Annotated in this window: 20 protein-coding genes; 11 read left to right on the top strand and 9 right to left on the bottom strand. The window is 43.0% G+C overall.

Annotation, left to right across the window (positions count from 1 at the left end):
- Positions 1 to 80 precede the first annotated feature (80 nt).
- On the bottom strand, positions 81 to 461 hold the full coding sequence (locus ACYX4W_RS17330; protein ID WP_476074000.1) for a VOC family protein: 381 nt from the start codon (positions 459 to 461) through the stop codon (positions 81 to 83).
- Between the two features lie 108 nt (positions 462 to 569).
- Between ACYX4W_RS17330 and soxR the strand changes: the two genes are divergently transcribed.
- The 3 genes from soxR to ACYX4W_RS17315 all read left to right on the top strand — a co-directional run bounded on the left by soxR (position 570) and on the right by ACYX4W_RS17315 (position 5,222).
- A complete protein-coding gene (soxR, locus tag ACYX4W_RS17325) occupies positions 570 to 1,046 on the top strand; it encodes a redox-sensitive transcriptional activator SoxR (protein WP_476056129.1) in 477 nt (158 codons plus the stop codon).
- 6 nt (positions 1,047 to 1,052) lie between these two features.
- Positions 1,053 to 2,033, top strand: a complete 981-nt coding sequence (gene rlmF / locus ACYX4W_RS17320; RefSeq protein ID WP_476073999.1) for a 23S rRNA (adenine(1618)-N(6))-methyltransferase RlmF — start codon at positions 1,053 to 1,055, stop codon at positions 2,031 to 2,033.
- A gap of 135 nt (positions 2,034 to 2,168) precedes the next feature.
- The gene (locus tag ACYX4W_RS17315; protein ID WP_476073998.1) at positions 2,169 to 5,222 is read left to right on the top strand and encodes a ligand-binding sensor domain-containing diguanylate cyclase; all 3,054 of its coding nucleotides are present in this window, start codon (positions 2,169 to 2,171) and stop codon (positions 5,220 to 5,222) included.
- A gap of 15 nt (positions 5,223 to 5,237) precedes the next feature.
- Here ACYX4W_RS17315 and ACYX4W_RS17310 read toward each other — a convergent pair whose 3' ends face one another.
- The 5 genes from ACYX4W_RS17310 to ACYX4W_RS17290 form a co-directional block, all read right to left on the bottom strand.
- Positions 5,238 to 5,960 (bottom strand): TorF family putative porin, encoded by a 723-nt coding sequence (locus tag ACYX4W_RS17310; RefSeq protein WP_476073997.1) that lies wholly within the window; start codon positions 5,958 to 5,960, stop codon positions 5,238 to 5,240.
- Between the two features lie 139 nt (positions 5,961 to 6,099).
- Entirely contained in the window at positions 6,100 to 7,317 is a 1,218-nt protein-coding gene (locus ACYX4W_RS17305) for a BCCT family transporter (protein ID WP_476073996.1), read from the bottom strand.
- A 168-nt stretch (positions 7,318 to 7,485) separates the two neighbouring features.
- On the bottom strand, positions 7,486 to 9,138 hold the full coding sequence (betA, locus tag ACYX4W_RS17300) for a choline dehydrogenase (protein WP_476073995.1): 1,653 nt from the start codon (positions 9,136 to 9,138) through the stop codon (positions 7,486 to 7,488).
- A gap of 18 nt (positions 9,139 to 9,156) precedes the next feature.
- A complete protein-coding gene (gene betB / locus ACYX4W_RS17295; protein ID WP_476073994.1) occupies positions 9,157 to 10,623 on the bottom strand; it encodes a betaine-aldehyde dehydrogenase in 1,467 nt (488 codons plus the stop codon).
- Positions 10,624 to 11,376: 753 nt separating this feature from the next.
- Positions 11,377 to 12,228, bottom strand: a complete 852-nt coding sequence (locus ACYX4W_RS17290; RefSeq protein WP_476073993.1) for an META domain-containing protein — start codon at positions 12,226 to 12,228, stop codon at positions 11,377 to 11,379.
- Positions 12,229 to 12,417: 189 nt separating this feature from the next.
- Between ACYX4W_RS17290 and ACYX4W_RS17285 the strand changes: the two genes are divergently transcribed.
- Entirely contained in the window at positions 12,418 to 12,933 is a 516-nt protein-coding gene (locus ACYX4W_RS17285; RefSeq protein ID WP_476073992.1) for an Mpo1 family 2-hydroxy fatty acid dioxygenase, read from the top strand.
- A 58-nt stretch (positions 12,934 to 12,991) separates the two neighbouring features.
- Here the strand turns inward: ACYX4W_RS17285 and ACYX4W_RS17280 are convergent, their stop codons facing one another.
- The 3 genes from ACYX4W_RS17280 to ACYX4W_RS17270 form a co-directional block, all read right to left on the bottom strand.
- Entirely contained in the window at positions 12,992 to 13,648 is a 657-nt protein-coding gene (locus tag ACYX4W_RS17280; RefSeq protein ID WP_476073991.1) for a crotonase/enoyl-CoA hydratase family protein, read from the bottom strand.
- A gap of 118 nt (positions 13,649 to 13,766) precedes the next feature.
- Complete coding sequence (locus ACYX4W_RS17275) at positions 13,767 to 13,973, bottom strand: hypothetical protein (RefSeq protein ID WP_476073990.1); 207 nt, start codon at positions 13,971 to 13,973, stop codon at positions 13,767 to 13,769.
- Between the two features lies 1 nt (position 13,974).
- Positions 13,975 to 14,340 (bottom strand): hypothetical protein, encoded by a 366-nt coding sequence (locus ACYX4W_RS17270; RefSeq protein ID WP_476073989.1) that lies wholly within the window; start codon positions 14,338 to 14,340, stop codon positions 13,975 to 13,977.
- Positions 14,341 to 14,538: 198 nt separating this feature from the next.
- Between ACYX4W_RS17270 and ACYX4W_RS17265 the strand changes: the two genes are divergently transcribed.
- The 7 genes from ACYX4W_RS17265 to ACYX4W_RS17235 all read left to right on the top strand — a co-directional run bounded on the left by ACYX4W_RS17265 (position 14,539) and on the right by ACYX4W_RS17235 (position 21,682).
- Positions 14,539 to 16,569, top strand: coding sequence for an aminotransferase class I/II-fold pyridoxal phosphate-dependent enzyme (locus ACYX4W_RS17265; protein WP_476073988.1), 2,031 nt, complete (start codon positions 14,539 to 14,541; stop codon positions 16,567 to 16,569).
- Between the two features lie 93 nt (positions 16,570 to 16,662).
- Positions 16,663 to 17,445, top strand: coding sequence for a TrmH family RNA methyltransferase (locus ACYX4W_RS17260; protein WP_476073987.1), 783 nt, complete (start codon positions 16,663 to 16,665; stop codon positions 17,443 to 17,445).
- Between the two features lie 37 nt (positions 17,446 to 17,482).
- On the top strand, positions 17,483 to 18,484 hold the full coding sequence (ylqF, locus tag ACYX4W_RS17255) for a ribosome biogenesis GTPase YlqF (protein ID WP_476073986.1): 1,002 nt from the start codon (positions 17,483 to 17,485) through the stop codon (positions 18,482 to 18,484).
- Between the two features lie 73 nt (positions 18,485 to 18,557).
- On the top strand, positions 18,558 to 19,073 hold the full coding sequence (locus ACYX4W_RS17250; RefSeq protein ID WP_476073985.1) for a WbuC family cupin fold metalloprotein: 516 nt from the start codon (positions 18,558 to 18,560) through the stop codon (positions 19,071 to 19,073).
- Between the two features lie 368 nt (positions 19,074 to 19,441).
- Entirely contained in the window at positions 19,442 to 19,663 is a 222-nt protein-coding gene (locus tag ACYX4W_RS17245; protein ID WP_014950268.1) for a helix-turn-helix domain-containing protein, read from the top strand.
- A gap of 179 nt (positions 19,664 to 19,842) precedes the next feature.
- Positions 19,843 to 20,472 (top strand): uracil phosphoribosyltransferase, encoded by a 630-nt coding sequence (gene upp / locus ACYX4W_RS17240; protein ID WP_474805573.1) that lies wholly within the window; start codon positions 19,843 to 19,845, stop codon positions 20,470 to 20,472.
- 184 nt (positions 20,473 to 20,656) lie between these two features.
- On the top strand, positions 20,657 to 21,682 hold the full coding sequence (locus tag ACYX4W_RS17235) for a LacI family DNA-binding transcriptional regulator (protein WP_476073984.1): 1,026 nt from the start codon (positions 20,657 to 20,659) through the stop codon (positions 21,680 to 21,682).
- Positions 21,683 to 21,762: the final 80 nt, after the last annotated feature.

Raw genomic sequence — 21,762 nt, 5'->3', positions numbered from 1 at the left:
AAGTAAAAACGCGCACGAGTGAGGTAACGTTAATCTAACACTAAATTTCAAAGTTCAGCTAGGTGTAACACTCAATGGCATTACACATATGAAACGACTTCAATTTCTATGTTTTGCTGTGCCATAAAATAAAAGCGTCTACCCGGTTCATAATCGCCGTGGCTGTAGGTATTGAAATTTAAGGCAAGAACCCGCTGTTCTGTTTCGTCTAAATTTTGAACCACAATGCCGATATGGTTAACGTTAGCCAGGGTTTTATAGTCGCTCCCTATCTCATTAATAGTTTTCGGTCTGTACAGGGCAAGGTAGTCTTTATCGTTTCCTACATGTACCGTGTAGCCGTCGTTTTTAGCGCCGCCGCTCCACCTTATTTTCCAATCGAACAAAGTGCAGAGAAGGCTTGCTAGCTCATCAGGGTTTTCAACGGTGATATTTGTGTGCTCTAAGTATGCCGTGGTCATGTGTTTTTCCTTGTATAGATAATCAACGAAAAACAGCTTAATATCTAAAGCTAACTTTAGATCAAGCGTTTTTTTACCCGCTATTTTGAAATTGGAAAAAGGGGCGTTATGGCACCAGAACCTATGGTAAGCATTGGCTTTATTGCTAAACGTACTGGCAATGCTGTTTCACTAATTCGCTATTATGCTAACGAAGGGCTCATTCCTTCTGTGCGCACAAATGGCGGAAATAGAGCATTCCCTCGTTCTGTCATTCGCAGAGTTTCTTTTATTTTAATCGCGCAAAATATGGGGTATTCCCTTGCTGATATAAAGAATCTTTTGTTTACACTTCCTGACAACAGAACGCCAACACAAGCTGATTGGGCAAAATTAAGTACGGTGTTTAATCAGCATATCGAAGCAAAAATTGCGGCGCTGACCAGTTTGAAAAGCTCGCTGGAAGGCTGTATTGGCTGTGGGTGTTTGTCATTAGAGCGCTGTAGGCTTTACAATACTGACGATAAGGTGGCAGCCCAAGGTAGTGGCGCCCAATTGCTCGATGAAAACGTGCAATCTCAGTTTTTAGTTTCACAAAAAAAGTAGCGCTCCATGCATCCTAAAAATCTCCATAAAAACGGCTATCCAATGGATGCGCTGTGCCAGTCATACCCTGCGCTTAAGCCTTTTCTCGTTAAAGCTAAAAGTGGCAATATCAGTATAGATTTCACTAATCCACAAGCGGTGAAGGTACTTAATGCAGCTTTGCTTCATCACTATTACCGCCTAGAGTATTGGGATATTCCCGATGGATACCTATGCCCCCCTGTACCTGGAAGAGCAGATTATATTCACGGTATTGCTGACTTATTAAAATCAGCAAGGTCTAATTTAAAAAACGGGCGTGGGCGAGATATACGTGGATTAGATATCGGCGTGGGCGCTAATGCTATCTATCCTATTATTGGTATTGCGTCCTACGACTGGTCGTTTGTGGGGAGCGATGTTGATGAAGTTGCTGTAAAAAGCGCTAAAGTCATTTCGAGCAAAAACAGTGTGTTGGCCGATAAATTCCAAGTGCGTAAACAAACCAATAGAGCAAGTATTTTCAATGGCGTAATTGAAGAGAACGAACAGTTTACCTTTACTATGTGCAACCCGCCGTTTCATAAATCTGCCCAAGAAGCCCTGTCTGGCACGCGTAGGAAGACATCCAATTTAACTCGCAATAAGCAGAAGCGAAGTGGTGCAAAGTTTACCGATAATCGAGTTCAAGGTTTAGGGGATAGTACATCTAAGCTAAAGGGTAAAAATGCCGCTTACCAAGGTAAGGACGCAAACTTGAATTTTGCGGGCCAAGCGAATGAACTGTGGTGCGAAGGCGGTGAACTTGCCTTCATTCAGCGCATGGTTCAAGAAAGTGTTTCTGTGAAAGACAACGTAGAATGGTTCACCTGCTTAGTGTCGAAAAGTGCTCATTTGAAACCGCTTAAAACCAGCATTAATTATTATGGTGCGACGCAGTGTAAAGTCATTGATATGGTGCAGGGGAGCAAGTTAAGCCGCTTCATAGCGTGGTCTTTTTCTGATTAAATTCATACGAATGTTGATTTGACAGTGTAGGTGATGTGGACAACTATTGTCGTAAAGGTTTGTTCTTAAATAGCACGTCTCCATTATTGTGAAATTCAAGCTCCCGACGTCTTTAATTGTTTTCTTTGAGGTTCAATGAAAAACCGTCCCTTTTCTTTATTCAATATCACCTGTCTATCTTCTTTAATCATTGTTCTTTTGAGTCTTTCGAGTGCTGCTTCGTGGGGCGAAAGCTACCGCGTTGAAAAGTGGAGCGTGGCTGGCGTACCGACCTATGATGTAGGGCAATATGTATCGGCAAAAGGGTTGCCTCAGATATCTATCAAATCAATAGTCAAAGATAACAATGGTTTTGTGTGGCTTGGCACAGAGAACGGACTTGCTCGATTTGACGGACGCAAATTCGAGTTTTTCAATACCATTAATACACCGGAGTTAGGCTCTAATTGGATCAATGCACTGTTTCTTGATAATACAGGACGACTTTGGATAGTGACTGGCGTCGGGTTAGTGAGTTTCGATGATGGTAAGTTCAAAGCATTTGGCGTTAATTTTGATGACAAACCAATAAAGCAAGTTATCGCCGATGCTAAAAACATGGTGTGGGTAATTACTGATTCACTATGGTCACTTCAAGGCGACAAAGCCAAGCCTTACAGTTACGCAGATATTACTTTTACAAACTCGTATTATGACACTCGTCATTTGTGGTTGCTAACGTCTCAAGGTGAGTTGCTGCAGACCAGTCTTACATCCTCAGTGCATGAGAAGTGCCGCTACCCCATTGGCGTTTTTGCCAACGCAGAACGTCTGTTAGTGCAAAAAGATACAGTCTACATATTGCAAAAGCAAAAACTTCACCGCTTCACACTATCATCTGAAAGCTGTCTTTTTAAGACAATGCCAGCCTTTGCTGAAATTAAATTTAAGAGCCTATTTAGCACTCAAAACGGGGGCGTAGTGGCGGTTTCGGATAAAGGCCAGCTTCTTGATATTTCTTCAGAAGCTGAGCCAACTTTCAATAGCTTAACACCGTTTGTAGATAATAACCTTCTGCTCGACAACAGCGTGCTTCTTAACGATGAAGAAACGTGGTTTCTTGGAACGAAAGCAAATGGGTTAGTAATATACTGGAAAACGAACGTAAGGCGCGTAGTTCCTACACAAAATATATCTAGTGCTCGTATATGGTCATTTTTTGCCCGGGAAGATCGCTTGTACACAGCAACAAACAAAGGTGTGTTTGAAAGTAACTCCGAAGACGACTGGACACTAATAGTTCCTCCCAGCGCAATAGAAGGTAGCGATGCTTATAGTATTTTTGAAGGTAACGGCGAATTCTGGGTTGGCACTCGTAGAGGCCTTTTTAGGAGCAAGAACGGAGCATCACAGTTTGAGGCGATACCTGAATTTACAGGTCTGCAAATAAATACCTTATATCAAGGAGATGATGCGTTTTATATAGCGACGACAAAGGGCCTATTCCAATTTGACGGTGTCGATTTTAAGTCCGTTCCACTATTTGAAAAGCAATCAGTTCGCAGCATCCTGACAGCGAAGGACGGTGTACTGTGGGTAGGCACAGAGTCAGGATTGTTTAGCCAAACAGATGGAAAGTGGCAGGAAGTAGAGTTACTTAACGGTACCAGTGTGTTTGCTTCTTCACTACTTGAGTTAAATGATGGAAGGCTTTTCGTAGGAACTTACGGTCAGGGTTTGTTGATGCTTGATGAAAGTAAGCAGTGGCGCTCATTTAACATTAAGAACGGACTACCATTTCAAAATTTTTTCAGTGTAACAACCCGTGGTAATAAACTTTGGTTAAGCGGTGCAAGTGGCGTTGCGTATGTGGAAATCGACGATATTACTGACTCGCATGTAAAGAGCACTGTTGTCTTGCGAGATGATGGCAATTTCAGCGCACGAGCCGATTTGAGATGTTGTAATGGCGCGGGTAATTTAAGATCTATAGTGTTTAAAGATACCCTATATTTGCCAACATTAAACGGTGTAGTAGCGGTTCAGAAAAGTGAAAACCATGAGTTAGCGGCGCGAACTGTCATTACGGGTGTTTATGTTGATGGCAAGCGAGAAAATAACTACAGCAATCGAATAAATCTCAACACAAAGAGAAATGCAGAGATTATTTTTTCACGTCCAATTTTTTCGGCAGAGTCGGTCCCAGAATATCGATATCGTTTAGATGACAGTGATTGGATATATTCCGGTTCAAGAGAAGAGGCTTTTTTAGCTAAGTTGTCAGCGGGAGAAACGGTTTTTGAAGTCCAGTCTAGAACTGATGGCGAGGGTTGGCTGCCTGGAGACGCAATAGTACTCTATGTAACGCCTCATTGGTGGGAGTCTAACTGGGCTAAGCTAGTCGGCGTTTTAGCCTTGCTTGCAGTTTTTTATATTATTTACCGCCTTCGCATTGCTTCGTATCAACAACGAAACGAGATACTTGAAGCTAGAGTCAATGAGCGTACTGCCGCTTTTGAGCGCGTAAACAGCGAGCTTCAACAAAAAAACAAAGCGCTAGAAGAGGCGGCAATTACCGACCCGCTAACAGGTTTATACAATCGAAGAGCAGTTAAAAATTTCGCTCCCAAGATCTTTGATGCAGTAAATGCGAAAACAGAACAGCAGGATGCGTCAGTTGGCGTCGATGAAGTGTGCGCTATTTTTCTTATCGACCTTGATAACTTTAAACAACTAAACGACACATACGGTCATGATAAGGGTGATAGTGCACTACATCATGTTGGCCAAGCGCTACGAACAGTCAGTCGAAATACTGATAGGTTAATAAGGTGGGGTGGAGAAGAGTTTTTGTTAGTCGTCCCGTCAATAAATCCAAACGATATTGGTGAGTTTAATAAGCGACTTCATAACGCTATAGCGACGCTTCACCATGTTTTGGAATTACCTAAGCCCATTACAATGTCAATAGGAGCAACTAAGCTTCCTTGGGATGATTGCATACTAGATTCAAAGGTATGGGAACATGCCATTTTGATTGCGGACTGGGCATTGTATCAAGCAAAAAATAATGGTCGAAATACCACTGTTTTTATTAATGCATATAAAGAAATGGCAGCGTGGACGGACTGGAGTGTCGATGGTCTTTCCAACGCTGCAAATAAAGGTCTACTGCTGTCTACATCTCTAAAAAATAAAAGCGATGATTAGTGCGAGCCTATTGGATTAAAAGCTGAAGGTTTTCGATACACCAAACACAATACGTTCATCGGCGGTGTCTATATCAAGGTTTGTGTTTTCAGCAGCAATTTCAAAGTCTAATCCTTTGTAGCTTGTCTGGTAGGCCAAACGGTAGTGATAGAAAGACGTGTTTTCGTCACGCCATACCCAAGTATCGCTGTCTAAAGAGTTAGACACGTCAAAGCTAGCGCGAAGGTTGTGGTTAGGAGCAAGTTCAAAGGTATGAGCAATCATAGCAACTGTGTGTCTTGAGCCCGTGCCAAAGTAGTCCCACGTGTACCACAGATTAAGCTCGGTATTACCATAGTCGCTCGCATAACCGAATTTAGTATAAATTTCAGGATAGTTACCGTCGCTTGAGTCGTCACCGCCGTGATAGGAATAGTAGGCAATGCCGTAGTCAATGCTGACAGCTTCTGTGAGCATTTGATAACGACCAATGTATGCGTCCCACTCAAGGTTGGTATCACCACCAAAATCAACGTTAGATGCCCAAGTACCAACGTAAGTCCCGTTATCAAAAGCTTTATCAACACCTCCCTGAAGAGCCGGGTCGTTTTGTGTTTGGCTTAAACCGTTAAAGGTATAATCTGATACTGCAGAGATATTGGCGCTCCAATCAGCGAACGTGACTGAAGAATACAATGCTGTTACGAGAGCCACTGTGAATATCTGAGTTGATGCAAAAAAAGATTTCATATTTTTCATTGTTAAACACCTGTTTTTATCGTTGTTTTATTTGGCCCGTTTTCTATCAAATGCGCTTCTAGGCAGATTTCGGGCAATACTTACCTCCGTTAGCTCAAAATTGAGCCAACGCTAACGAGGTAAGCAGTGATTGTTCTAATTAGTTAAGGTTTTCTATCTTGGTAAAGTCGATCTTGTTTTCTTTCGGCGAGGTTTTGATGGCCGTCACCGATTTAAACTTCTGACTTAAAATGAACGCAAAGCAGCTAAAGAAGATAGCGATAACTAGCGCACCTACCCACTGAATTTGCAAGAAGTCTAGTTTGAACAACAGTGTAAGTAACGATAGTGCGACTATGTTCAGAGCAATGTAGTTACCTTTACCAATACGCTCCACGGTCATATTAAGGTTGTCTGTATAAAGTCTTATTAGTGAATCAAGAGAGTTGATTACAAACACGATACCTACAAATACCATTGCCATATTGGTTATTCCTTCTGTAGGAATACCGGCGCTGTGATAGTGGTACAGTACCGAAAACCATGCGGCGATAGGGATAGATGGAATGACCATCATAGCCAGCATAACTTGATAGGTTTTGAGACCGCCTACAAAGCGAGAGGTAAACTGACCTATCATGATGCTCCAGCTGAACCACCAGAATAGATAAAACTCATGGTAATCATTGATGGGTAATACAAAGTTATCAATATTCGCAAAATATCCGCCAATTAGGCCTAGATTCTTGAAATAAGCTGTTATCTCACTTTCGCCAAACACAAATGCCGCAGCCCACATGCCAACAATGAGAGCGATAAATACCCACGTTGTGGTAAGGCTTAAAATACGCACGTACTTAATGCTAGTACTTGAATAGACCGCAAAGGCAATGGCTGCAAACACGATCAGGTAGAACGCAGGCACGACCGATTCACCATCACCTACTGACGGTAAATACCATGGAAGGTTAGACAGCAGTAAGAAAGCTGTGAAAGCACAGGTCCCTATGATTACCACGTTGTTTACGAACTTAACGATAGGAAGCTCGAAGAATTTAACCTTGGGTTCTATTACGCAGAAATAAAAACAAGTAAGAAAGTAGAATCCCCAAATTAAGAAACCCCAAAACCCAAACTCAATGGCGAGAGGATTGGTGAATGCGTATTCAGGACTTGCGCTTATGTCAGCATAACCAGCAAATTCAGTGAGTGGGAACATAATGAGGCCCACATCCAAACCCGAGGTAAAAAGAATGGCAATAAAGGTAAAGGTTCTAACTGGCGTTACACCTACCACTTTCATGTTGCCCCATTTAAATAGAATATAGGCCACTGAAAGTAGAGTGAAAATAATGCCTGCACTAAGCCATACTGTCATTGTCACCCTCCCAGTATTGATAAAATTGAAACATGTTTTTTCCTTTTTTTCGTTATTAAACAGACCACCCAGCTACATGCATCGTCACCTTGATTGGCGGCATATAGGCACTGTGGAAGGTGCGCTCGTTGCAAGAACAAGCGCACTGGTGCAAAAACGTTTTAACGTTTAGCGTTGCTCGGTTTGCCAATTAGGGTGTATGTCTACCGCTACATTTTGTGGTGGTAGAGCGGGTTTACCCAAAATTTTGTCCGCCGCTTTTTCCGCTACCATTATGGTCGGTGCATTTAGGTTTCCATTTGGAATGGTAGGGAAGATAGATGAGTCCACCACTCGCAGGCCTTCAATACCATGTACTTTGGTTTGAGAATCTACTACTGCCATGTCGTCTTCACCCATTTTGCATGAACACGAAGGGTGGTAAGCGCTCTCAACGGCTTCACGCACAAAAGCATCGATTTCTTCATCCGTTTGAATGTGCTCGCCAGGCTGGATTTCGCCATCTCTGAAGTCGTCGAATGCTGACTGTGCGATGATTTCTCTTGTTAGTCTTACGCAAGCTCGAAATCCTTCAATATCATCTTGATGCTGTAAGTAGTTAAACAAGATTTTTGGCGGTACTGTTGGGTCAGTCGACTGAATGGTAACGCTACCTCTACTTTTTGGTTTATTGTGACCTACGTGTACCTGAAAGCCGTCGCCGTCGAATGCTGATTTACCATCGTAACGGATAGCAACTGGTAAGAAATGGTACTGAATATCAGGCCACTCTACATCTGCTTTCGAGCGAATAAACGCGCAAGACTCAAAGTGATTCGTAGCCCCTAAACCTGAACGGTTAAGCAACCAGCGAGCACCGATCAACCCTTTTGAAATTAAGCCCAGTTTGCGGTTTAGCGTGATCGGTTGTTTACACTTGTACTGGAAATAGAACTCCAAGTGATCTTGCAGGTTTTGACCCACACCCGGCAGGTGGTGGTTAACATCGATACCTGCTTTTTCAAGAATCTCTTTATCGCCAATACCTGAAAGTTGCAGAATATGTGGCGAGCCAATAGAGCCGGCACTTAAAATAACTTCGTTAGACGTATTTGCCGTTTCGGTTTTGCCGTTAACCACATACTCAACGCCTTTTGCGACTTTGTTATCAAGAACAACTTTAGTCACCAGCGCGCCAGTCACTATGGTTAAATTCTTGCGAGATTTAACTGGGTCAAGATATTCACGGCTTGCTGAGCTACGAACGCCGTCTTTGACGGTCATATGCATAGGCCCGAAGCCTTCTTGTTGCTTACCGTTATAATCGCTTGTGATGTCGTAACCGGCCTGTTCACCGGCTTTGATAAAGGCGGTATAAAGGGGGTTTTTCATTTCATTGCCGTTGTTAACGCCAAGCTCACCATTGCCACCACGATAAGCATCGTTACCCTTGTACCAGGTTTCTGCTTTTTGGAAGTAGGGTAGGCAGGCTTGGTAATTCCAACCTTCTGCGCCGTGTGCTTCCCATTCGTCGAAGTCTTTGGCATGGCCACGTACGTATACCATACCGTTAATAGACGACGAGCCGCCAAGCACTTTGCCTCGTGGGCAGTGCATCTCACGGTTGTTTAAATACGGCTCTTTTTCAGTATTAAATTGCCATGCATACTTGTCGGTATTCATCGGAATAGACAGCGCTGTTGGCATCTTTATGAAAATGCTTTTGTCAGAGCCACCGGTTTCCAGCAGCAAGACCTTGTGCTTAGGGTTTTCTGACAGGCGGTTCGCTAGCACACAGCCAGCAGAACCTGCTCCAACAATAATGTAATCAAATGTCTGCATATGTACTCCTACTGCGGCTTAAAACGGGCTCTCAATTTGACTCATACCTACATAAACCGACTTGGTTTGCGTGTAGCTATTAAGCGTTTCAACACCGTTTTCACGTCCAATGCCAGACTGTTTGTAGCCGCCTACAGGCATTTCTGCTGGAGAATTTCCATATGCATTTATCCAGCAAATACCGGCTTGTAGCTGGTGGATGACGCGGTGTGCGCGCTGGATATCTTTACTGAATACGCCCGCTGCCAAACCTAGCTCAGTGTCATTCGCGCGTGCAATCACTTCGTCTTCATCATCGAATACCAACACGCTCATTACTGGCCCAAAGATCTCTTCCTTAACGATAGTCATATCGTCGGTGCAATCTGTGAAAATTGTTGGTTCAACAAAATAGCCGTTAGGCGCAGAAGCTGGAGAGGCAGCGTTACCACCGGTTAATAGCGTTGCGCCTTCTTCTTTCCCTTTCGCAATATAGCTAAGAACTAGCTCTTGGTGCTTTTTAGAAATAAGTGCGCCTAGGTTTACATTAGGGTCTAGCGGGTCGCCCATAATGATATTGTTTTCGGTACGGGTTTTAAGCTCATCAATAAAGGCTTGATATACAGAGCGCTGGACGTAAACACGAGTACAGTTAGTACAGATTTCCCCTTGAGTATAAAAATTGCCTAGCATGGCGGCGCTAATAGCCTGAGTAATATCGGCATCTTCAAATACTACAAGCGGAGACTTACCGCCAAGCTCCATAGTCACGTCTTTTAAGTTCGAAGCAGCGGCACTTTGCATCACTTTTTTACCTGTGCCTACTTCACCGGTAAACGATACTTTCTCAATGTCTGGGCTGTTAGTAAGCCATTGGCCTACTTGCGCTGCGCCTTGAACCACATTAAATACGCCAGCAGGTACACCAGCTTCAGTGAAAATTTCAGCCAGTTTAAGCGCACCCATCGGCGTTTCTTCTGATGACTTAAATATAAATGCATTACCAGCAGCTAGCGCTGGGCCTGACTTCCAGCAAGCGATTTGGATAGGGTAGTTCCATGCGCCAATACCGGCACAGATACCTAGCGCTTCTTTACGCGTGTAGAAGAAGTCGGCGCCCACAGGCTGTTGAGTACCCAATTGAGTAGGTGCAAGGCCCGCATAGTACTCAATAACATCAGCGCCAGTTTCAATATCAACACAGTCGGCTTCTTGAATAGGCTTACCGGTGTCGAGTACTTCTAATTTAGCAAGTTCATCATTACGTTCGCGAAGCAGTGCAACGGCCTTGTTAAGAATGCGAGTTCTTTCGATAGGCATCATTGCTGACCATACCGCAAATCCTTCTTTAGCACTCTTGATCGCTTCTTGTTGAATAAACTCATCAGCCACTTCTACGTGGTAAATTACCTCACCGGTTGCGGGGTTGGTGACTGCAAAGGTCTCTTTGCTTTTGTTTGCCATCGGCTTGCCGTGAATGAAATTCTGATAAGTCGGTAATGACATGCATAAACTCCTACTTTTAATAGTGCTGACAACGCTCGCCAATTAGCGCGCTCTTTGCGTGAAAAATAAATACGTACAAGCTAATACACATATTTGGTTTCAATACGATGAATAGTGTTGAAACTATTTTTCTCGCTAAGCGTTCGAAACGTTCGAACTAATCGCTCTTCGCTTAATAAACACCACTTTAACTTTCTTTACCTTGACCTCTCTCTAAGCCGCGTTTCTACAGGCTTTATAGGAGTTGATTTAGATGCGCTTAAGTAGTGTTTTTATTTTAATTGGCTGTTCAATAAAAATAAATTGTATAGTGTTCTAACTATTGTTTCAACGTTGAAGCATATTTAACGGCAAGTGATAAGGATGTTAAGTGCGTGTGTTTACAGCTTAAATGCCTGATTTATAGTGATTTAAGGCGTAACATTAAATATATAAATAAAGCGCTAACTCTGTGTTAAAGCTTTTAGTTTGAACAGGATGGAGTATTAAAAAGTGTTTAATTGAAACTATTCGACAGAGAGTAGTGGCAGATAACGTAGAATAGGTAAACCACAAATTGGTTTAAACAAAGAAGCGCTCTTTATTAAGGGCGGCTGAATAATTAAAGGTGAGAACAAAGGCACGTGTAGCTCATGACAAGTACTTCGGGTTTCGGGACGTTATCCAAAACACCGAAGCATGACATAAATAGTAGTGAACCTTTCTAAATAAAATGCGACGGCAGTATTACACGTTAATTTTGCCGTCTGATTTCTAATGATTAATTGTACAGTGGTAGTAGCCAGAGTTTATAGAAACGGTGGCAACATCACCTTTATTCCAATACACCACACCTTTGTTGTTTGTGTATTTCGCTCCCGATGCAGAGCGTGATAGCTGCACAATGTGATACGCGTTGTTGAGCGAGAGTGCTTTTGTATCTGGGCCAAGCGTATTTACGCGTAATTCTGTGATACTGGCGTTTGGCGTCTCACACTTATAGGTTCTGCTATTGGCTTGCGCAGAACTGTTGGCAATATCCTGCTTTTTAGCTACATCTTTTGGCTTTTTGTTAACTCCTGCCCCGGGTTTACCTGCATTACCGGTATTGGAACCTTGTGAAGGGGATGAGATTATTGCTTGAACTGTTTCATTGTCATTACTGTCATACAGGACTAGCCACGTGTTATCCAATATTGCATAAGTTTTCGATGAAGCTAAAGCATCAACAAAGCTTTGCTCTTGCTTCATAAGCGCTGGGGCACACATCTTTCTGGTAAGTACAATTTTATCGGCGGAGAAAGGTTGAGCATTGTTGTCAGCACTGAATACTTTATTGGCATTCGCAACGTTGAGCCCCCCTGTATACTGATTACAGCCTGTGCTTCCGCTTATTCTGCTAATATCCCCGCTTACATTTGCATTAAGCGTAACGTGGCTAAAGTCGATAATACCTGATTGATTTATGCTTTCGACCTGCCAATGGCTACCTGAAAGCGAAAGTTTGTTTTCTTCACTACGTTGCTCTTGCTCATCAGTCGAATACATTGAAGAAACTGAACTACAAGCCGTTAAGGTAAGAAGTGCAGGTACAGCTAAAGTTAAAAGGTACTTCCTTTTATTCATGAAAACTCCACTTATTATTTATCAATAGCGGTAGGAGTCGCTTTTCACGACTAAGTTCAGCAATATTATTTAGTTAAAAAACCGCAAACGCTAAACCAGTTTAGTTGAGTTTGTCGTCAAGCCGACAGTTTGTATGTGTTCGCAAAGAGTAAACTGACCCTTACAATACAAATAAAACGTTGGCGCAGTATGAAAAATCTAGAACAACACTTAAGTGAGTACGCTAAGTACCACAGAGATCAAAAAAACATCTACACCCATTATATCGGCATCCCGCTAATTGTTTTCTCGGTATTCTGCTTGTTGAGTAAGCCTGCATTTTTTGTAAATGCCCCCATTTTGGGAGCTATGGTCATCAGCCCGGCTTTGTTCGTATGGGTGATAGGCAACGCATTCTATATCAAATTAGACATAAAGCTCGGCGTTGTTATGGCATTTATTACGGGGGCTATGGTCTATTTCGCTCAACCCATTGCACAGCTTAGTGTAAGTATGTGGCTTGCTATCTCGTTAGGCATTTTTATCGGTGGGTGGGTGCTTCAGTTTATCGGTCATCATTATGAGGGCAAAAAGCCTGCTTTTGTTGACGATATTATGGGGTTAGCCATAGGACCATTATTTGTGCTTGCGGAATTAAGCTTTGAGTTGGGCCTAAGAAGTGCCCTTAAAGAAGAAATAGAACGCCGCTCTGGCCCTGTAAAGTAATCATTTCTAAACAACGCGTTGAAACAACCAGTCTCAACGCGTTGTTATAACTTGAGAGTTAAGCTTTCATCTTCTCTATCGTTTCTTTACGCAGCTGAAGTTTAGACTCAGCAAAAGACTGTCTAGGCAACATCTTCAGCTTTTCAGCATAACCCATGGCCGTTGCTAGTACTTGCTCCTGAGGTACTGCTGCATCTAAAAAGCCTGCTTTAACGGCTTCACTGCCTTGATAGATGCGCGAGAAGAGCAAGGCTTCAGTTTGGCTTGTATTGGCAAGTCTGGCTTTGGCGAGCTCCATACCGAATGGCGGCAGCACCATGCCAATGGCGGTTTCATTAAGACCGTATTTAGTGTCGGCATCTTTACCTATACGTAAGTCTGCGGCCATAAGCATAATAGCGCCCATGGCAATACTGTGACCTTCAGCAGCAACAACAACAGGTAGCGGAAAACTATAAAGTCGCACAATTAAATCAGCGCCTTTTGATACCAACTCTAATTGTTTTGCTTTGTCGTCGGCTTTCATTACTGATAAATCAAACCCTCCACAGAACTTGCCTTCGCCGCCGTGTAATACAACCGCTTTTGCGCTTTTCTCTGCTTCATCTAAGGCATCGTTGAACTGCTGAATAAGCTCAAAGCCTACGGCGTTAACTTTTCCGTCGTCAAAGGTGATTACTGCAATATCGTTATTAATAGCTAAATTAAACGCCATGGTATGTCCTGTCACTTTCTGGGTAGGGATGCTGTGTATAAATAATGTACGTCACACTCTGTTAAGCGCAACTTTCTAGCAGTGATTGTAGGTAATTGATATCTTTTATGAAAGTGCTTTAGGCTTCATCTTCAGGATATGTGCTATGAATATCGGTGATAATTCGCGGAAGTTCTGCAATAAGCTTCTTTTTGTATCGACGTTGTCTGCGTCGCGCTTTCGCATTATTCGCCCTCCATTGCGCACGTTTATCTTTCACAATACGCTCTAGGTCTTGGCCGTCTTGAATCAATACTGCATCATTGAGGGATGTGCGTTTTGTCATACTAAAACTCCAGCTTTAGCTGCTTATTGCGCCATTGGATTGAGCGTTGATTGAGCGCGTGAAGCGAGACACTTTCAGTGGCTATTTGCTTGGCAAGGCATAATGCGGCGCTGGCTTGTTCGTCGGTCAGGTTGTTATAGGCCGGCGAGGGAATAACCTCATACCAAGCACAGCCGACAATATTGTCTAAAATCACCCGCATAAAACAGTGGTCATGATGTATTGGCCAGGTGCTTTTCTTCGTTGAAGCAATAGAAGGGAGCACGTTTTTCGCGTAATGTAGAAATTCCCGTAGGTTACTTTTGTGCTTTGTTGATTTTGAAAGATAAGCGTGTGGGAATTGGTTTTGAAGGGAAGGTGTGTGCATGAGTGGTTAGCCCCGGTCCAATTCGTTTAGGCACTATTATTACGACATAGCAAGAGTTTACACGACACCAGTGAAATTCAGAGTTACACTATTTTTAGTTTTACTGTGTTTAGTTTATAGATTCTTAGTTTATTGATTCTTGGTTTTATGAGTTTTAGCCTAGCGCTAAATGCTCATTATTAATTACATGGTTGGTTAATGCGCCCTCATTTAAAGATTCTTGTTATAGAAGATGCTGTTGATCTATTGGAACAAATTACGTCGAGTATAGGCAACACGATTGCTTACTTTGACCGAAGTGACGTCGAAATAAGCCTGCTTGAAGCGAACTCCGTTGCAAAGGCACTACAATTTGTTCGTGAAGACGGTGACATTCAGGCTGTGGTATTTAGCTGGGATGTGGTTGCGAAGGTTAAAGAGTTGACAGACGTAGCGCCTTTAAATGGCGTACCTAATGAAAATACGAGCCCCGCAGCCGAAAGCGTCAGTTCACAAAACGCGAACGAGAAAACTACAAGCGAAAAGTCGTCTGCAAGCAACGCGGTAATTGATAATAACGCCAGAGTGATCGACGCCATTAAGCGTATTCGGCCTGAGCTTCCCGTGTATGTCTTAGGCGATGCAGTAAAAGGATTGGATATTGTAAACCAAGCCAATGGCATTGAATCGTTCTTCTATCGTAACGACATTATTTCGGACCCAGAATCTATTCTTGGCTATATCATCAATGACTTTGATGATAGAAACGAAACGCCGTTTTGGACTGAATACAAAGACTACGTTGTAGAGTCTAATGACTCGTGGCATACGCCAGGTCACAGCGGTGGCGCAAGCTTTAGAAATTCCCCCTATATTAGTGATTTTTATCGTTTCTTCGGTCGAAACGTGTTCGTCAGCGATTTATCTGTTAGCGTTGACTCACTGGGCTCACTATCAGATGGCACCCACGCTATTGGAAAAGCACAAGTTGCTGTCGCGAATACATTTGAGGTTCGCCATTCCTATTTCGTTACGAACGGCTCTTCTACATCAAACAAAATTATTTTGCAGACGCTGTTGCGTGAGGGCGACAAAGTTATTGCCGACAGAAACTGCCACAAGTCAGTGCACTACGGCATTATTCAGGCGCGAGCCATGCCCGTGTATTTAGACAGTGTATTTAACCCTGAATACGGTATATTTTCACCACCTAGAATGGCGCAAATTAAGCAGCTTATTGAAGAAAATACTGACGCTAAACTTATCGTACTGACGGGCTGTACCTACGACGGGTTATTGACCGACCTTAAGCAAGTCGTAAATTTAGCCCATGAGCATGGCATTAAAGTGTTCATTGACGAAGCATGGTTTGCGTATTCCTTGTTCCACCCTGCATTGCGTGATTACTCTGCTATCGCCGCTGGGGCAGACTATATTACTCACTCTGCGCACAAAGTGGTGTCGGCGTTCTCGCAAGCCTCCTTTATTCATGTGAACGATCCGGATTTCGATAAGGACTTCTTTAAAGAAGTGTTTGCAATTCATACCAGTACTTCGCCCAAGTATCAACTGATTGCGTCGCTTGATGTCTGTCGACAACAGCTAGAAATGGAAGGCTACAAAATCCTTAATGAGCTATTAAGCAATGTTGCCGAACTCAAATCGCAAATGGCCAAGTTCAAGCGACTTAAAATACTCTCGCCTAGTGACTTTGCGAATATGTTTTCTCACTTTGAAAGTGACAATATTGGGCACGACCCGCTTAAAATCTTAATTGACGTATCGGCTCTTGATTATTCAAACCAAGAAATACATCGTTTCTTGATGGACGAAGTCGGTTTAGAAATAGAGAAGTTCACTCATAGCACTATTCTAGTACTGCTTACGCTAGGTGGAATGCGCTCTAAAATTGTAAGGCTATACAACGCATTGAAACGTCTTGATGATGGCGCCGTTAATCTAAGCAAGCGCAAGAGCAAAAGCCCGTTACCGGCAGACATTCCGCCAATTCATTTAGACGACCTTCCGTCAAAAGCGTTTTTCAGCCCTAGGGAAGCCATTCCATGGCAAAACAGTGTTGGACGCACAGCAGCTGGCTTAATTACACCGTATCCGCCTGGTATTCCGCTTATTGTTCCTGGACAGAAAGTGGAACAAGCGCATATTGATTACCTTCAAGCACTGGCAAGCCAGAAGCTTACCGTACAAGGTATTTACGACGGTGACATTTACGTGGTTGCTGAAGATTAATTAAACCATGTTATAGGCAGGGTAAATTGTCACCTTGCCTTTTCCTGAACTTACCTTACACTTGCGCCGAAAGTTATAAAAAGGGCAGTGCAAATGAAACTAAGTGACGTTAAAAAGCTTCATCAAAAGAAATTTAGAACGCAGTTCGGATTCTATTTGGTGGAAGGAGAGCACTTAGTTTTAGAGTTAATTAACGTTGCTCAGCATGACAGCAGTACATCAGGTGATATCACCCTTTATGTGACAGCTGACTATGAGGCGTGGGTGAAAGAAAAACTTGTTTCTTCAGCCTCTAAAATGAAGGTAGAAACGGTATCGTCGCAACAAATGCAGCAACTCAGCGATACTAAGTCACCTCAAGGTATTATTGCTCGCGTTCCACTTCCTAACACTTCGTTAAGTTCAGAGCGGTCACAAACCAACATTTCAGCAAAAAAATCCAGTGCCGAAAAGTACATTTACTTGTATGAAGTTCAAGACCCCGGCAACTTAGGCACCATACTAAGAACGCTAGCGTGGTTTGGTGATTTTACGCTATTACTAAGCCCTAACAGTGTGGACCCTTACAATTCGAAAGTTGTACGCTCAAGTATGGGGGCTATTTTCCATGTGAACATGGAATTAAATGTAGCGCTTGAAAGCCTAGGCGAGCGGTTCGAACGTTTCGCTTTCTTGGATATGAGTGGTAGTAATATCACCTCTAACTCCTTTGGTGATTACCAATGTTATCTGTTTGGCAACGAAGCCCGTGGCGTGCCTGTTGACGCACTATCACGGCTAAACGCAACGGCGTATACCATTGCGGGAAGCGGTAAAATTGACTCGTTAAACTTAGCCAGCGCTGTGAATATCTGCGCTTATGAATTAACCCGTTAAGCACACCCCCTCAACTCGATTACGATAGGAAACAACCATGGCATTACAATGGTTTCCAGGGCATATGCACAAAGCCCTGAAAGAAATTAAAGAGTCGCTTAATCAAGTAGACATTCTTATTGAGGTGCTTGACGCACGTATTCCGTATTCCAGTGAAAACCCCGAAATTGCAAAAATACGCGGCGACAAGCCCTGTATTAAAATTCTTAATAAGTACGATCTTGCAGATCCAGAAATTACCGCGCGCTGGCAGGAAAGCTTAGAGAAAGAGCGCGGCGTGAAGACGATTACGACCTCTAGCGATAACCCGGGCAACAGCAAGCAAATTATGCAGCTGGTTAAAAGCATTTGTTCGTATAAAGAAGGTCAGCCTAAAGCAATTAAAGCTATGATCACTGGTATACCTAACGTGGGTAAATCGACGCTAATTAATATTTTAGCCGACCGAATCATTGCTAAAACAGGCAACGAGCCAGCTGTAACGAAAAGCCAGCAGCGCATAAATTTAGGCAGCGGTATTATCTTGTTTGATACACCGGGAGTACTGTGGCCTAAGCTTGAAAACCCACATTCTATTTACCGGTTAGCTTCATCAGGTGCTGTTAAAAACACCGCCATGGAATACGACGATGTCGGTTTTTTTGCGGCAGATTACCTTATAAAAGCGTACCCAGAGGTAATGAAAGAGCGCTATAAGCTAACCGAGCTGCCCGACACTGAAATTGAATTTTTAGAAGCCGCCGCTAAAACGCGTGGAGCGATTCAAGCGGGTGGCCGCGTAAATCTTCACAAAATATGCGAGATCCTGCTTAAAGAACTGCAGTCGGGTAAGTTGGGGCGAATAACGCTAGAGACACCGGAAATGCTGGAAGTCGAAAAAGAGGAAATGGCTATTGAAGCGGCGAAGAAAGCTGAAGCGAAGGCCAAGCGTAAAGCAAAATTCAAAACAGGGTCGTTGACGCCAGATAAGAAAGACCGGAAAGAAAAACGAGAAGAGAAGCGTCAAGAACAAAGCCGTAGAATGAAGAGAAACAAATGATGGCTTTCGATGCTTGCGCATTAAGAGGGAGAAGCGATAGGCTTTGATGCAATACCCAAGCAATAGTTAGGAAATGACGTTGGACGATATTAAGTATTTTGATAAAGCATTGTTTAGTGAGTTAAAACAGAAAGCGGCAGAGAGCCCTCGCCGGCGAGTTAATTTTAACGTTCACAAATCTTACACTGATATGGTTCAGCGTCTTTTCATTGCCATGATGCCAGACTCTTACGTACGGCCCCATCGACACGTGCAGCCTCACAAATGGGAGTTTTTTATGGTTGTGGAAGGCGAATTGGATATTCTGTTTTTCAACGACGACGGCGTAGTAAAAGAAAGAGTAACATTAAAGGCAGGTGGAGAAACCTTCGGCATTGAAATTCCACCTAATACCTGGCACGCAACTGTGTGCTCTAGCCCAGTGGTATTTATGGAAGTTAAGCAAGGGCCGTATGAAGTGACGGATGACAAAGGTTTTGCAAGTTGGTCTCCTGAAGAGGGGAGCGATCTTGTACCGCGCTTTCTCGCTTCGCTTAAACAAGCAAAGGTGGGTTCTGACGTTACTTGCTTAAGCTCGTCTGTTTCCTAAAACGGCGGCTTTCAACTTGCTTTGCAGACTTTCCTTTTTGGAAAGTCATTGCTATTGCTTATCTACATGGTATGGTTAAGGATAAGTGACACGAGGCGGCTACTGTTTTCACAGAATAATCATTAGCCCAACTATTTCACTTAGTCTCGGCAAAATGCCGTTTGTACAAGTACATTGTAAAAAGAGAATTATTATGCGAAACGTTTCAACTGGTTATTTTTATAATTTTAATTACTGATTGCACCTGACCGTCGGTGTTCAGGGGCAAGTATTGGCTTCTGGGCACTGCAGGTAAAAACGTTTTGCAAAAGCCCAGAAGGTATCACCATCTGGGCTTTTTTAATGCCCGAAATTCTCGGTAAAAGACAATGAAAGAAATTACACTAGGTGACATAAGAAAGCAGCACAGAGTTAAACAAGAAGTCGTAGCAATGGCACTATCAGTCACTGCTTCTGGCGTAAGCAAGTTAGAATCGAAGCGTATCCAAGATGTTTCTCTTCAACGCGCAGCTGCATATTTAGCAGCCGTTGGTGGAAATATGAAAATTGAAGTGACTATGCCAGACGGCGCTACTTTGCAAGTAGGGTAGTTTAGACTGGATACGCTATGTGTTTTTCATGAAAAATTAAATAACCCGCATTTGTTGTTTTCGTAAAACACCTAGACTTGCTCTAAGTAAACATGAATAAACATATTTTTACGACTAATCGCTTTAACTAAGGCACGGCTGGGTTAAAATATAGTGGAATCGATTACAAGGAGTCTTACATGGCCGTTCACGAAATTACCCATCCGCTTATTGCGCACAAGCTAGGGCTTATGCGAAATGCCAAAATTAGCAGCAAAGATTTTCGCGAGCTTGCCTCTGAAGTGGGAAATTTGCTGACCTATGAAGCAACCCGAACTTTGCCTACAGAACGCGCGACCATAAAAAGCTGGTCTGGCGACGAGGTGGAAGTAAGACAAATAAAAGGCAAGAAGATAACCGTAGTGCCTATTCTTCGCGCCGGCTTGGGCATGCTAGAAGGTGTATTGGAGTTAATCCCAAATGCGAAGATTAGTGTTGTTGGCCTTTATCGCGATGAAGATACCCTTCAACCCGTTGCTTACTTTGATAAGGTGGTAAAAAATATCGACGAGCGTACTGCCTTGATTGTAGACCCTATGCTTGCCACAGGCGGAACCCTAATTGCTACTATTGACCTACTTAAAAAGAAAGGTTGTCGCCGAATTATGGGGCTGTTCCTTGTTGCCGCACCAGAAGGCATTAAAGCCGTGGTTGATGCCCACCCTGATGTTGATATATTCACAGCTGCTATTGATGAAAGATTAAATGAAAAAGGCTACATACTGCCGGGCCTAGGTGATGCTGGAGATAAAATTTTCGGAACGAGATAAGACGCCAGTTTCTTAAAATTAAGCTTTCCAATAAAACTTAGGCTCAAACACCAGGTGTGTATTAAAAAAGCAGCGTTAAACGTTTAAGTTAATGATATAGTCAAAGGGTAGTCGAAGCGCACGCTTGCTACCCTTTTTTAATTACGATTCAGGGTAGTAAGTCTCGTTAAAAGAGCTAATAACAATGAATAAAACGAAACTTACCCTTAAAGATGTTGCTGAACAGTTAGGCGTATCAACAGCAACTATTTCAAATGCGTTTAATCGCCCAGACCAATTATCAAAAGCGAAGCGCGAAGAGATTTTGGCGCAGTGCAAAAAGATTGGTTACAGTGGTCCTAATAAAGCAGCGCAAATTCTTAGAAAGGGCACCTCAAATATTGTGGCTTTAGTCCTTGCCGATAGTATCTCTTACATGGTGAGTGACCCCGTTGCTAGTACATTTATTAAAGGGGTTTCATCCGCCCTTCAGGAGAATGGGAAGCACTTGTTACTCTATGCAGGTGACTCGGACAGCCTCCTTGATGTTGTTGATTTTGTTGACGGCTTTATCTGCTATGGTCAGCCACGCAACAGTAATTTGGTAAAAGAACTCGGGGTATCTCCTAAGCCGGTTGTTACGGTTGATTTTGATATTGAAGATAAGCCGTCTATTAACATTGATAACGAAGAGGCTGCGTATCGCGTAGCATCTCATGCCCTAAATGAAGGTGACAATGTAGCCATCTTTGGGCTGCGCCTTATCGACTCTCCCTCTACATGTCGAATCTATGATAGTCAGCTGATTGATGTAGACAGCTCGATTGCCCATCGCCGTCTAGATGGTTATTTAAAAGCTGCAAAAGAGAAAAACATTACGGTAAGCAATGAGCGTATATGGCACCTTCCAGAGAGTGATCGACACTTTGCAAGGCAGGCTGCCAAAGAAGTACTGACCAGCTCTCCAAGACCCAATGTCGTCTTGTGTATGAGTGATATCATAGCGCTGGAGTTGCTTAACTTAGCATTAGATATGGGAGTTAAAGTCCCAGAAGAGCTTAAAATAACCGGCTTTGATGGTATTGAAGAAGCCGAACGCGCTCGACCTAGTCTTACTACCGTATGCCAATCTAGTGCAAGTAAAGGTGTTGAAGCAACCAAAGCGCTACTTAATATGGTTTCTACCAAAAACACCTTGCCTTTCGAGCTTCGTGTTGGAGAAACTGTTTAAATAAAACCTTATCAAGAAGGTTAATAAGGCGTATGAATTTAGTGCGCCTTATTAACCGGTAGCAACCTAAGATATGGTAA

This window comes from Alteromonas sp. ABH4_454 (genome assembly GCF_056311775.1).
The sequence above is the reverse complement of the archived record's forward strand: the minus strand, read 5'-3'. Positions and strand labels throughout refer to the sequence as shown.

Bases quoted from the DNA above. Each gene is read 5' to 3' on its own strand.
- ACYX4W_RS17330 (WP_476074000.1), bottom strand. From the start codon at position 461: ATGACCACGGCATACTTAGAGCACACAAATATCACCGTTGAAAACCCT.
- soxR (WP_476056129.1), top strand. From the start codon at position 570: ATGGCACCAGAACCTATGGTAAGCATTGGCTTTATTGCTAAACGTACT.
- rlmF (WP_476073999.1), top strand. From the start codon at position 1,053: ATGCATCCTAAAAATCTCCATAAAAACGGCTATCCAATGGATGCGCTG.
- ACYX4W_RS17315 (WP_476073998.1), top strand. From the start codon at position 2,169: ATGAAAAACCGTCCCTTTTCTTTATTCAATATCACCTGTCTATCTTCT.
- ACYX4W_RS17310 (WP_476073997.1), bottom strand. From the start codon at position 5,960: ATGAAAAATATGAAATCTTTTTTTGCATCAACTCAGATATTCACAGTG.
- ACYX4W_RS17305 (WP_476073996.1), bottom strand. From the start codon at position 7,317: ATGACAGTATGGCTTAGTGCAGGCATTATTTTCACTCTACTTTCAGTG.
- betA (WP_476073995.1), bottom strand. From the start codon at position 9,138: ATGCAGACATTTGATTACATTATTGTTGGAGCAGGTTCTGCTGGCTGT.
- betB (WP_476073994.1), bottom strand. From the start codon at position 10,623: ATGTCATTACCGACTTATCAGAATTTCATTCACGGCAAGCCGATGGCA.
- ACYX4W_RS17290 (WP_476073993.1), bottom strand. From the start codon at position 12,228: ATGAATAAAAGGAAGTACCTTTTAACTTTAGCTGTACCTGCACTTCTT.
- ACYX4W_RS17285 (WP_476073992.1), top strand. From the start codon at position 12,418: ATGAAAAATCTAGAACAACACTTAAGTGAGTACGCTAAGTACCACAGA.
- ACYX4W_RS17280 (WP_476073991.1), bottom strand. From the start codon at position 13,648: ATGGCGTTTAATTTAGCTATTAATAACGATATTGCAGTAATCACCTTT.
- ACYX4W_RS17275 (WP_476073990.1), bottom strand. From the start codon at position 13,973: ATGACAAAACGCACATCCCTCAATGATGCAGTATTGATTCAAGACGGC.
- ACYX4W_RS17270 (WP_476073989.1), bottom strand. From the start codon at position 14,340: ATGCACACACCTTCCCTTCAAAACCAATTCCCACACGCTTATCTTTCA.
- ACYX4W_RS17265 (WP_476073988.1), top strand. From the start codon at position 14,539: ATGCGCCCTCATTTAAAGATTCTTGTTATAGAAGATGCTGTTGATCTA.
- ACYX4W_RS17260 (WP_476073987.1), top strand. From the start codon at position 16,663: ATGAAACTAAGTGACGTTAAAAAGCTTCATCAAAAGAAATTTAGAACG.
- ylqF (WP_476073986.1), top strand. From the start codon at position 17,483: ATGGCATTACAATGGTTTCCAGGGCATATGCACAAAGCCCTGAAAGAA.
- ACYX4W_RS17250 (WP_476073985.1), top strand. From the start codon at position 18,558: ATGACGTTGGACGATATTAAGTATTTTGATAAAGCATTGTTTAGTGAG.
- ACYX4W_RS17245 (WP_014950268.1), top strand. From the start codon at position 19,442: ATGAAAGAAATTACACTAGGTGACATAAGAAAGCAGCACAGAGTTAAA.
- upp (WP_474805573.1), top strand. From the start codon at position 19,843: ATGGCCGTTCACGAAATTACCCATCCGCTTATTGCGCACAAGCTAGGG.
- ACYX4W_RS17235 (WP_476073984.1), top strand. From the start codon at position 20,657: ATGAATAAAACGAAACTTACCCTTAAAGATGTTGCTGAACAGTTAGGC.